Genomic DNA, 12481 nt, shown 5'->3' on the forward strand with positions numbered 1-12481 from the left:
TTATTCGCTAAACTCAGGCTTAAATGCTTTGTAATAGGCATTAAACTGTTCTTGAGTTTTGATGGCTTTATAATCATCGGTATGAAATAGCTTTAAATACAATTCAATTTGTTGTGGCTTCATATAACCACTTATAGGTTGAATTTTCTCACCTTGTTCGTCAAAATACACTATAGTTGGATAGGCTCTAATTCCTAGAACATTAGACAACTCGTGATTCCCATTTCTACGGTTTTTTAATTCTTCTTTATAATTAGGATTCGTATACGTAATCCCTTTATATTTTACCGTTGAATTCCCTTCGGCATTAAATTTTACAGCATAATAATTTTTGTTAACATAGTCAACAACATCCTTATTATGGAAGGTGTTTTTATCGAGCATTTTACAAGGACCACACCAGTTGGTATAGACATCCATCATAATTTTTTTAGGTTTTTTCTTTTGAGCCTCTAGAGCCTCTTCAAAAGTCATCCAGTTAATTTCTTGTGCTGATGCAGTGATTGATGTCATCAATGCGACTGCAAATATTAAAACTATTTTCTTCATAATCTGATTCGTTGCAAAAGTTATTCCGAACTTACAAAAAATGCTCCTAATGAGGAGCATTTTGCGTTATTTTAACGATTTTATTCGATTATCGTACACCATGCATTAATCTTTTCAGTACGGGATTAAGCACCATTGAAATAAGACCAACGGCTGCCGGAACTAATGTAAAGATTAAAAAGAATGTACTTAGTGAATGCTCTTCAGTGATTTTATCAATCATTCCTCCCATTTTTCCTGCAGACTTTTGTCCAATAGCAATCGCTAGATACCAGATACCAAACATAAATCCAATCATACGACCAGGAACCAATTTACTAAGGTAAGATAAGCCTACTGGTGAAATACATAGTTCGCCCATGGTATGAAATAAGTAAGCTAATATTAAAAATATCATACTAACAGAGGCTGTTTTTGCACCTTGCGGAATGCCCATAGTACCAAACACTAATATTCCAAATCCTAAACCTAAGAGAATCAATCCGATACCATATTTCATGGCAGCACTCGGGTTATATTTGCTTTCCCACCACCTTGAAAAGAATGGTGCTAGCGTAATGATAAAGAAGGAATTTAATATTCCAAACCATGATGCTGGTACTTCGGTAGCATCTTTACTGAATTCGTTATTCACTTTATAAAACACAACGTACCATAAAAACACAAAAGTAAGTGCTAATACTATATTTGAGTAAGGAATTTTTTTATACGTCTTTTTGAATAGTAAATACAACACCCAAGTAATGATTGCAAGTGGTACAACCGTTAGAATCAAATCTATAATTTTGAAAATTGTTGCAGAACTACCTGTAAGTGCACGTTCAGTATAATCACGAGCAAATAAGGTCATCGACCCTAGTGATTGCTCGAAAGCAGCAAAAAAGAACACAGTAAAAACACCAAAAACAGACACGGCTATAATTCGATCTCTAACAATTTTTGAATACCTCGAAATTCTTGAAATTATTAAATACAGAAACAAAGCTAATGAGGCTAGGATAGTAACATTTGAACCATTCATATCTCCAATAGAAAATGGTAAAAGATCGACATCTCCTATAATTGACAAGGGGTCATTGAAAAGATAGAGTAAGCCGCCCAATGAAGATAAAGCAATTAGAACCTTATCTAAGGTCGTAAATGGATTTAACTTTTCAGCATCATCGTCTCTAACATGTGCTTTCGGACTCTCTTCAGTAATGTTTTGAGGTAGCTCAACTTCATGTATTTTAGTAGGTCTTTCCCCAATTTGACCAAATAAGTCTTTAGCCAACCAAAACTGAATTAATCCCAATAACATAAATATCCCAGCCAAACCAAAACCATAACTCCAACCTATATTTTCGGCTAAATAACCACAAAGCATCATTCCAAAAAAGGCTCCTGCGTTTACACCCATATAATAAATGGTGTAAGCTCCATCTTTTTTAGATTCTTTGCCTTTATACATTTCAGATATCATCGATGTCATATTAGGCTTAAAAAAACCAGTTCCTATGATTAATAAAGCAAGACCTAAATACAAAGACCAAGGTGTTTCAAATACCATTGCTGCATGCCCTAGCATCATGATAAAGCAACCAATAATTACTGCCCATTTATAGCCTGTAAATTTATCAGCAAGCCAGCCGCCAACTATTGGTGTTAAATATAATAAAGCACCGTAAGTACCAATGAGTGACAAGGCATGTTCTCGCGGCCATTCCCATCCAGGGTTATCACTTATAATTGGAGCTGTAAGGAAAAGCACCAAAAGAATTCGCATTCCATAGAATGAAAAACGTTCCCACATTTCGGTAAAAAATATCACAAACAATCCAGCAGGATGCCCAATAACTTTGTCTTTAAATAGATTTTCAATATCAGTATTCATAGGAAGAATATTTAGTTAGAATAGTAAAACCCTAGCACTTAGATATAGGCTAGGGTTTAAAGAATTTATGTTTAGTTATTAATCTCTGGGTCTGCTAATTCAAACCCTTCTGTCTCATCATTATGCATGATACGCTCATTGTCTTCAGCACCATGAGTTAAACGCTTAAGTGGTTTCAGAATTAAAATAAATAACGTACCTACTATTACAGTAAATATCAATATGCCTAGAAAAATAGTATACTCGCCAAAATCACTTGCAGCTTCTCCAACGATACCAGCAACTTTACTTCCTAATCCGGTCGCAGCAAAGTATACACCCATCATTAAAGAGGCATATTTTACTGGTGTTAGTTTTGTAATAAACGATAACGCAACAGGCGACAAGCATAATTCACCAATGGTATGAAATAAATAAGCTAGTACTAACCAAATCATACTTGATGTTCCTGATTTTTCATATTCCATAGCTGCAAATACCATAAACAGAAAACCAAAGCCCATAATTATAATTCCTAAAGCCATTTTAAAGAGTGAAGATCCTTCTTTTCCTTTTAGCTTTCTTTTCGCCCAAAATGATGCTACGGCTGTTGCAAAAAGTATAATAAATCCTGCATTCAAACTTTGAAACATGACCGTAGGTATTGTCCAACCAAATAATTCGCGATCAATTTTTGTATCTGTATATAAGTTCATAAGGCCTCCTGCTTGTTCAAAAGCGCCCCAAAAGACAATTACCATTATAAAAGACAACAGCAATACCATAAATCGATCTTTATAAATTTGCGAGTCTAATTCTTTATAAATCATCATTAATAAACTTACTACAGCCGTTAGAAATATAAATAACAAGCCATAACCCCATTCTAGAGTATACCAGCCCCAAACAGATGCAATTAATAAGATAATTGTAAATACCAACTGTGTTGGTGACTTAAATAGTTTCCCATACAATTTCCCATAAGAAATCTCATTTGGATCATCTTTTTTAGGTGGTACAAAGTTTCCTACTTGTGTTAAGTATTTTTGACCGTATAAGTAGTTCATCAATCCTAAAAGCATTACGATTCCTGCAAGACCAAATCCTGCATGCCATCCCCATTTTAAAACAACTAAACCTACAATCATTGTTGCCAATAAAGACCCTAAGTTAATGCCTATATAAAATATACTAAAGCCTTTATCTCTTCGGATATCTCCTTCTTTATAGAGTCCACCAACCATAGTAGAAATGTTTGGCTTTAACAATCCAACTCCCAAAATTACCAGACCCAAACCTGTATAAAACGCCCAGATATCTGTCATCACCAAAACACCATGTCCTAGGCACAGAATAATTGCGCCATATAAAACCGCTTTCTTTTGTCCGATTAATTTATCTGCTATCATTCCGCCAGGAATTGACATCACATAAACCAACATTGTATACCATCCGTAAAGTGCTAATGCTTCTTTACTTGTCCATCCCAATCCTGCTCCCCTTGGATCTGTTCCGAGCGTTGAAGATGTCATATAAAGTACTAAAAGTGCACGCATTCCATAATAAGAGAAACGCTCCCACATTTCAGTAAGGAATAAAATATAAAGACCTATTGGCTGTCCAAATAGCTCTTTTTGATGTGGTTTGAGTTCAGTTGCTGACATAATTTATAATATTAGTTAGTTATTTTATGAATTTATTTCGACTAGTTATTTTCTGACTCCTTTTGGCTTTTTCTATCTTTTCCCAAAGTTTCATGAATAAAACGGGTCATTTTTTTATATAAATGTGTTTTAGTATTTGCACCTGTATTGATACTGTGTTTTTTATCAGGGTAAATCATCCATTCAAACTGTTTATCAGCCTGAACAAGCGCTTCTACCATTCGCATCGTATTTTGTACATGTACATTATCGTCGCCAGAGCCATGAATTAATAAAAATGCTCCTTCCAATTTATCAACGTGATTAATTGGTGAATTTTCATCATAGCCTGAAGGATTTTCCTCAGGTGTCATCATATAGCGCTCTGTATAAATAGTATCGTAAAATCTCCAGCTTGTTACAGGAGCAACTGCTATTGCCATAGAAAAGGTATCATTTCCTTTAAGCAAGGCATTACTACTCATAAAACCACCATAACTCCAACCCCAAATACCTATATTATGCTCATCAATATACGGTAATTTTGCCAATTGCTTAGCGGTTGCAATCTGGTCTTCTACTTCGTATTTTCCTAATTCATTTTGAGTCACCTTTTTAAAGGCAGCACCTTTAAAGCCAGTTCCTCTACCATCTACACAAGCTATAATATAACCTTGCTGGGCCAAATGCTGATGCCAGTAGTCTTTATCGCCATTCCATGAATTGGCTACTTTCTGAGATCCTGGACCCGAATATTGAAACATCAGTAAAGGATAAGTTTTAGACGCATTAAAACTTGAAGGCTTGATTGTCCACATATTTAAATCATACCCATTAATCTTTATCGTACTAAATTCCTTAGCTGAAATGTCATAATCAGATAATTTCTGCACTAATTTATCATTGTCTATGATAAGTTTTATCACATCACCTGTCTTGGCGTTGTTTAAGGTATAAACTGGTGGAGTTTCAGCACTCGAATAGGTATTGATAAAGTATGTGAAATCTGTACTAAATGCAGCAGAATTTGTTCCAACGTCTTTTGTAAGACGCTTTTTTTGTTTCCCGTTAAGTTTAACTGAGTACACACTTCTATTGATAGAACCATCTTCGGTAGATTGATAAAATATACGCTCAGTATCAGTATCGTACCCATAATAACTGGTCACTTCCCAATTACCTGAAGTGACTTGGTTGATGAGCGTTCCACTTTTATCGTAGTGGTAAATATGATTATAACCATCTGTTTCGCTGGTCCAGATAAAACTATTATCCTTTAAAAAAGTTAAATTAGAAGTCACATCAATATATGCTGTATCGGTTTCAGCTAAAACCAAATTACCTTTTAAATTTTCAGCATTAATCAACCATAAATCCAATTCATTTTGATGCCTGTTCATAAATTGAGCACTTAATACATTGGCATCATTAGTCCATTTAAATCGTGGAATATAATAATCGGCATAAGCTTTAGTTAAAACCACTTCCTTAGCTTCATCACTAGCCAGGTCATAAACATGTAAGGACACTTCCGAATTTACCTCTCCAGCTTTTGGATACTTAAACACTTGCTGTGTTGGATATAATTCTTGCCCGTAAATATCCATTGAAAATTCTGGTACATCTTCCTCATTAAATCGTAAAAATGCAATTTTTGAACCTGTAGCATTCCATTCAAAAGCTTTCACAAAGGCAAATTCTTCTTCATACACCCAATCTGTAATACCATTTATAATTTTATTTTTCTCACCATCATAAGTCAACTGAGTGGTTTTTCCTGAGTCTAAATCTTTATAATAGATATTATTATTGAGACCGTAAGCAACTTTAGTTCCATCAGGGGAAAATGTAGGTTCTTGTATTTTTGCTTCTGAAATTAGCATTAGTTTTTCAGACACAGTATCATAAACGTAGTAATAACCCAGTTTAGAATGTCTGTATATTGATTCTACATCAGTTGCTAACAACACTTTTTTTTCATCATCACTAAATTTATAATCAGAAAACATCTCAATCCCTTCAAGTTGTTCTGAACTGACCAAAGTTGCAACCTTAGTTAAGGTTTTATAATCGTAAATATCGATTTGTGAATTGTGTTTTCCTGAATTTAAAACAGAATATTGTTTTCCGTTTTTCATCGAGTGCAAGGCCGTTAATTTTTCCGTTTTAAAGGCATCATTCCAAATCTCTTCGAGTGCTATTTCTTTTTGTTGTGCTGACACTAAAGTCGTTACAAAAAAAACAATATACATGAAGGATTTCAATATATTCATAGAGGCTATTTTTTTGACAAAATAATGTCAAGTTTACTAAAAATAATGCAAAAAACAGTAACTACACTGTGTTAAATATGCAATATTCATTTAATGCATCAAAAATAATACCGAGAATAGTATCTTTGTATTTTGTATTTCACCAGATGCAAAGGGTTGTAAATTATAAATTTCAGCAAATGAGCAAAACTATTAAGGGCTTTTCAAAATTATCAAAATTAGAAAAAATAGATTGGATTCTTAGCACCTATTTTACAGATTCAAAATCAGCAAAAGCGCTCATAAAACAATATTGGAATACTGACCAAAAATTACAACAACTCCATGACGAGTTTATTGAAAATACTATAACAAACTACTACCTTCCTTTAGGCGTTGCGCCTAATTTTTTAATCAATGATCAGGTGTATGCTATCCCAATGGCGATTGAAGAAAGTTCGGTGGTTGCTGCAGCAAGTAAAGCTGCAAAATTTTGGTTTGATCGTGGCGGTTTTAAAGCCAAAGTCATTTCAACTCAAAAAATTGGACAAGTTCATTTTATATATCATGGCAATCCAGAAACGCTAAAAACGTTTTTCAAAACCATAAAACCCAAATTAATTGACGATGCCAAACCCATTACCAAAAACATGGAACAACGTGGTGGTGGTATTACATCTGTCGAATTAAGAGATAAAACAGATGATATAAAAGGCTACTATCAATTGCATGCCACTTTTGAAACGTTAGATGCTATGGGAGCTAACTTTATTAACTCCTGCTTAGAGCAGTTTGCTAAGACCTTAGAAAACGAAGCACAGCAGTTCGAGTTGTTTTCTGCGGAAGAAAAGGACATCGAAACTATCATGTCGATTCTTTCTAATTATGTTCCTAATTGTTTAGTTCGTGCTGAAGTGAGTTGTGCTGTTGAGCAATTAAATGAAAACCAAAATATTTCGGCTCAGGAATTCGCTGAAAAATTCGTTCAAGCAGTTAATATTGCTGAAATTGAGCCTTACCGAGCTGTTACACATAACAAAGGAATAATGAACGGTATTGATGCGGTAGTTTTGGCTACAGGCAATGATTTTAGAGCCGTCGAAGCAGGTATTCATGCTTATGCCTCAAGAAAGGGAAGCTATAGCAGCCTAACTCATGCAAAAATTGAAGATGGCATATTTACGTTCTGGATGGAAATTCCTTTAGCCTTAGGAACTGTTGGAGGCCTCACAAAATTACATCCGTTGGTTAAACTTTCTTTAGAATTACTGGGCGAACCATCTGCAAAAGAACTCATGCAAATTGTAGCTGTCGCTGGATTAGCTCAAAATTTTGCTGCATTACGTTCATTAACTACAACAGGAATTCAAGAAGGTCATATGAAAATGCATTTGATGAATATTTTAAATCAGTTTGAAGCCTCTTCAGAAGAAAAAACTAAACTCATAGCACATTTTAAAACCAATACAGTGACTCACAATGCTGTTGTTGAAGCTATTGAAAACCTAAGACGCTAAATGAAACGCTTCTACAGTCATGGAAAATTATTAATTACCGGAGAATATGTCGTACTTGATGGCGCTAAGGCATTAGCGGTTCCTACAGTATACGGACAGTCCTTAATCGTGGAAAAAGGAGATAAAGGAAAACTAAAGTGGCAGAGTTTAGATGACAACAATACCATTTGGTTTGAAGCAGCTTTTGATATCCAAAGTCATAACATTTTAGAATCAATAGCATTCAAGTCTGAACAACAAACAGAAGTCAATCATTCAGTCGTTGAGCGTCTCTTACAAATACTAAATACTGCAAAACACCTAAATCCAGAATTTTTAACCACTGGAGGTTACAGTGTAACAACAGCATTAGAATTTCCAAAGTTTTGGGGACTTGGTACATCGTCTACATTAATCAATAATATTGCTAATTGGGCAAACGTAAATCCGTATCAGCTCTTAGAAGCGACTTTTGGTGGTAGTGGTTACGACATCGCTTGTGCAAGTGCTAATTCTAGTCTGACATATCAATTACATACAATCCACTCAGATGAGACCCTGAAACCAGTTCAGGGTGACGAGCAACGATCAATAAAAGCTGTAGATTTTAATCCATCCTTCAAAAATCACATCTACTTTGTACATCTTAACCAAAAACAAGATAGCAGAGAAGGCATAGCGCAATACAGAGCAAATCATTCCAATGTATCTACTTCAGTGACGGCAATCAATGCTATAACTGAGCAAATGCTCTCTTGCAATTCTCTAACGGCTTTCCAAAAGCTAATGAACATCCATGAACGGCTCATTTCAGACCTCATCAAAATCCCACCTATTAAAACGTTACTGTTTAATGATTTTAAAGGCAGCATTAAAAGTTTAGGTGCTTGGGGAGGTGATTTTGTAATGGTGGCTTGTCATGAGAACCCATCTCCTTATTTTGTCTCTAAAGGCTACCACACTATTCTTACCTATTCTGAAATGGTTAAAAACTAAAAAGCCTCACATAATGCAAGGCTTTTTTAAATATAGTATCAAGCAAGATTAGTAAAATCTAGCTCTATTATCTTCGATATCTGCAGTTTCTTTTAAAGCGTTATACACTTTAGTTTGTGCTGATGACGTTCGTGTAGTACTTAGTCGATTTGCAATAGCTTGGTAATTATCAAGTTTTGTTGCATCCTCTACTTTCGTTACTGTTACCATAAAGACACCTCTATTACCATCAATTAATCCAGATGTTTCACCTTCATTTAATGAAAAGGCAACTCCGACAACTTTAGGCTCTAAACCAGCACCAGAAATTGTTGGATTTTTCATGTTTACAGCTGCAGCAGTACCTGTTGGTCTATTTTGGTTTTTAGACACTTCATCAATTGTGGTTCCTGTGATTTTTGCACGAATCATTTCAGCTTTCTTCTTGTTTCTTATTTCAGTTAAAGCTGTCGCTGATGCATTCTCAGGATCCATCAACCCTTTTTTACTAGACTTAACCAATTGAACAACAGCATATCCACCTCCAGGCACTGTAAAACGCTTGTAGTCTCCCACTTTAGTACCATCTTCAAAAGCCCAACGTACAATTGGTCGTTGTGAATTTAATCCTGGGATATTTTCATCTAATATTTTAATACCGTTTACTGGTTTAACTTCTAGGTTACGTTCTTTAGCAACATCTTGAAAATCACCTTTACCAAGAGCGATTTCAAACTTTGATGCCTCTGTAAATATATTATCTATAGTTTCAGTTGATGGCTCAATTTTTCTAGCTATTGTTGCCACTTTAACAGCTTTAGACGATCCTTTTTGATCTAATATTTCAATCACGTGGAAACCAAATTGTGTTTTAACAACACCAATATCTCCAACCTTATTTTGGAATTCGAAATCACTAAATGGTTTTACCATTTGAGTACTTGGGTGAAAATCATAAACACCTCCATTTGGTACACTAGCCACATCTGAAGATAACGCCGTTACCAATTCAGGGAATTTAGAAGGATTAGCTCTTACAACAGCAGCAACACTATCGGCAAGTTGTTTAGCCTGAGCTTCAGTTCTTGTAACATCAGCAGCTGCTCTATTAGTTCCTACATGAGGAATTAATATGTGACGCACCTTTGCAGAATCTGGAACTGTAGTTTCAGCGACTAATTTAGTCAACTTCATCATCCCGTTATCTTTGTAAGGTCCATATACGGCTCCAACATTTAAATTAAATAAGGTATCAGCTGCGACAGCTGGTAAAGCAGATTTCTTTACAAAAGAATCATTATAATTTTCATCAGATCCAGCTCTAAAATTCACATAATCTTCGAGGTTTTGAGCTTTAACCTGTGCAAATGCTTTAATCGTATCATTTTGTCCATTTTCAAAAACGACCTTTCCGTCAATAAATGCATTAAAACTTGCCTTTAAGTCTTCTTCATCTTTTAAACTAGGAGCTTCTTTAAATTCGACATAAACAATATCACGAGAAGCTTCAACTTCAAACTTCTTTTTATTTTCATTAATATAAGCTTTGATATCTGCTTTAGACACTTCTACTAAACTATCTGCTATTGTAGAGTAAGGAATTTGAACATATCTTAAATCTCTGGTTGAGTTTTCAAGAAGGTAGTCAACTTCTGCTTCATTTAGCGTTGCATTGACACTCGCCTGAATCATATTGAAATACGTTCTCTCTTTAGCACCAATAGCAATAGAGTTTTCATTGTTTACCCAATCATCATAATTTAACTGAAAGTTTCCTAGTAAAGCTCTTTCAGGATAAATTGCTTTTAAGTTAGCAATGAACTCTGTTAATTTATTTTCATCAAAAAGTCCAGCTTCATTTTGAAATTCAGGATATGCTGAAAAATTTTGTTTTAACAAATCTTTCATTTGATCTTGTTCTACGGTAAGTCCAAGCTCATTAAACTGAGTATTCATAATTGCACGACGTACTTCTTGATCATAAACTCTATTCATGGTTTGTGTAGAAGTTGAGTTCGGAAGTTGTCTTTGCATGTTCTCAACTCTATTCATAAAGTCGATTCTGTTAATGTTTTTACCATTAACTGTTGCAACTACATCTTGTGATCCACCAAATAATGCATCACTATTTCTGAATAAATCTGTAAGTACAAATGCGAATAACGCCATTGCTATGATAAAAATCAAAAACAAAGAACGTTGTCTAATTTTATTTAAAACTGCCATTTTAGTGTATAATTTATCTAATAATAAGTGGGCGAAAATACCATTTTCTATCAAATAATGAAAGTAGATTTATGTTTTTATTCCCGATTTTTAATAGCTTTCATCGAATGTTTGTAAGGGAAACGCTATTTCCTGCATTCAGATTAAAAAACAAACACATCAATTTTATTAAATTTCTTAATCTTCTTCAATGATATCAAGAGATACGATATCAATTTTAGTTGAAGACACTTCGAGTATCGTAAATTTAAACTCACCTATTGTAACCACATCTTTTTCCTGAGGAATGCCTTCAGTTTCATTTACAATTAAACCTCCTATCGTTTCATAGGTTTCGTCTTTAGGTAAATCGAGTTTATAGGTTTCATTGATGTAATTCACTTCTAAACGTGCAGAAAATTTATAACTGGTATCACTTAACTTCTCTTCAATAAGTTCGACACTATCGTGTTCATCTTCTATCTCTCCAACCAGTTCTTCTACAATATCCTCAATAGTCATAATTCCAGCAGTACCTCCATATTCGTCGATAACTACAGCCATACTTTTACGTTTTTTTGTTAAGATATTTAAAACATCTTTAACTAACATTGTTGCTGGCACATAGACGACCGGTTTAGTGACAGATTTGATGGATTTAGGTTTTTTAAATAAATCAAACGAATGTACATAACCTAAAATATCATCAATACTTTCTTTATACACCAAAATTTTAGACAAACCAGAATCTATGAACATCTCACTAATATTCTGGATGGTATCATTAACTTCTACAGCAGTAATTTCGGTACGTGGCACCATAACTTCACGCGCTTTCACTTCGGAAAATTCTAATGCATTTTGAAAAATCTGAATTTCACTATCTACCTCATCATGCTCTTCTATAGACTGCATTTGCTCACTGATGTAATTTCCAAGTTCTACTTTAGTCATTGCAAGTTGCACATCATCACCTTCGGTTTTAAAAAAGCGCTTTAAAATGATATCAGATACCCAAATTATGAACGACGACAAGAACCAGAACAGCAAGAAAAACAAATAGGCTGGAAAAGCAAAAATCTTCAAAAACGAATTGGCGTAGATTTGAAAGAAGACTTTGGGTAAAAACTCTGCTGTAATTAAAATAATTATAGTAGAAATTATTGTTTGTGTCAGGAGACTTAAATCGGTTAAAAGATAAGTGACAACCTGATATTGTGATGGCAACATGGTTTGAAACCAATTGACCAGCACATCTCCCATTACAAATCCATAAATTACCAAGGCAATATTATTACCAATAAGCATGGTTGCTATAAACTTGGATGGTTTTTCGGTAAGCTTGGTTAAAATTCGAGCTAAAAAATCATCTTGTTTTTTCTCAATTTCAATGTGAATTTTGTTGGAAGACACGTAAGCGATTTCCATTCCGGAGAAAAAAGCCGAAAGCAATAGCATAACAATAATGATTACAATGCTAAAGTCCATAATGGTTATTTGTTTCTATTT

General features: G+C 34.4%; 8 protein-coding genes. 2 read left to right on the forward strand and 6 right to left on the reverse strand.

The genetic code is table 11. The features are described 5' to 3' along the window. The 4 genes from H7350_RS00495 to H7350_RS00510 all read right to left on the reverse strand — a co-directional run bounded on the left by H7350_RS00495 (position 1) and on the right by H7350_RS00510 (position 6317). Positions 1 to 549 (reverse strand): thioredoxin family protein, encoded by a 549-nt coding sequence (locus H7350_RS00495; RefSeq protein WP_235989233.1) that lies wholly within the window; start codon positions 547 to 549, stop codon positions 1 to 3. A gap of 88 nt (positions 550 to 637) precedes the next feature. Further along, positions 638 to 2422, reverse strand: coding sequence for a peptide MFS transporter (locus tag H7350_RS00500; RefSeq protein ID WP_204343912.1), 1785 nt, complete (start codon positions 2420 to 2422; stop codon positions 638 to 640). Positions 2423 to 2493: 71 nt separating this feature from the next. Then, entirely contained in the window at positions 2494 to 4065 is a 1572-nt protein-coding gene (locus H7350_RS00505; protein WP_204343913.1) for a peptide MFS transporter, read from the reverse strand. A 41-nt stretch (positions 4066 to 4106) separates the two neighbouring features. Beyond that, positions 4107 to 6317 carry a S9 family peptidase gene (locus H7350_RS00510; RefSeq protein WP_204343914.1) on the reverse strand — a complete coding sequence of 737 codons (2211 nt, stop codon included), beginning with the start codon at positions 6315 to 6317 and terminating at the stop codon, positions 4107 to 4109. Between the two features lie 179 nt (positions 6318 to 6496). On the opposite strand from H7350_RS00510, the gene H7350_RS00515 reads away from it, so the two are divergent. After that, complete coding sequence (locus H7350_RS00515) at positions 6497 to 7813, forward strand: hydroxymethylglutaryl-CoA reductase, degradative (RefSeq protein WP_204343915.1); 1317 nt, start codon at positions 6497 to 6499, stop codon at positions 7811 to 7813. Then, positions 7814 to 8788: a GYDIA family GHMP kinase gene (locus tag H7350_RS00520; protein WP_204343916.1), complete on the forward strand. Its 975-nt coding sequence runs from the start codon at positions 7814 to 7816 to the stop codon at positions 8786 to 8788. 48 nt (positions 8789 to 8836) lie between these two features. Here the strand turns inward: H7350_RS00520 and H7350_RS00525 are convergent, their stop codons facing one another. Next, a complete protein-coding gene (locus tag H7350_RS00525; protein ID WP_204343917.1) occupies positions 8837 to 10993 on the reverse strand; it encodes a peptidylprolyl isomerase in 2157 nt (718 codons plus the stop codon). Between the two features lie 177 nt (positions 10994 to 11170). Further along, complete coding sequence (locus H7350_RS00530) at positions 11171 to 12460, reverse strand: hemolysin family protein (RefSeq protein ID WP_204343918.1); 1290 nt, start codon at positions 12458 to 12460, stop codon at positions 11171 to 11173. Positions 12461 to 12481 lie beyond the last annotated feature (21 nt).

Origin of the sequence: Psychroserpens algicola, from assembly GCF_014526325.1 — a bacterium.
Classification (GTDB): Bacteria; Bacteroidota; Bacteroidia; order Flavobacteriales; family Flavobacteriaceae; genus Psychroserpens; species Psychroserpens algicola.

Coding starts and splice junctions, on each gene's coding strand:
- H7350_RS00495 (WP_235989233.1), bottom strand. CDS start 549: ATGAAGAAAATAGTTTTAATATTTGCAGTCGCATTGATGACATCAATC.
- H7350_RS00500 (WP_204343912.1), bottom strand. CDS start 2,422: ATGAATACTGATATTGAAAATCTATTTAAAGACAAAGTTATTGGGCAT.
- H7350_RS00505 (WP_204343913.1), bottom strand. CDS start 4,065: ATGTCAGCAACTGAACTCAAACCACATCAAAAAGAGCTATTTGGACAG.
- H7350_RS00510 (WP_204343914.1), bottom strand. CDS start 6,317: ATGAATATATTGAAATCCTTCATGTATATTGTTTTTTTTGTAACGACT.
- H7350_RS00515 (WP_204343915.1), top strand. CDS start 6,497: ATGAGCAAAACTATTAAGGGCTTTTCAAAATTATCAAAATTAGAAAAA.
- H7350_RS00520 (WP_204343916.1), top strand. CDS start 7,814: ATGAAACGCTTCTACAGTCATGGAAAATTATTAATTACCGGAGAATAT.
- H7350_RS00525 (WP_204343917.1), bottom strand. CDS start 10,993: ATGGCAGTTTTAAATAAAATTAGACAACGTTCTTTGTTTTTGATTTTT.
- H7350_RS00530 (WP_204343918.1), bottom strand. CDS start 12,460: ATGGACTTTAGCATTGTAATCATTATTGTTATGCTATTGCTTTCGGCT.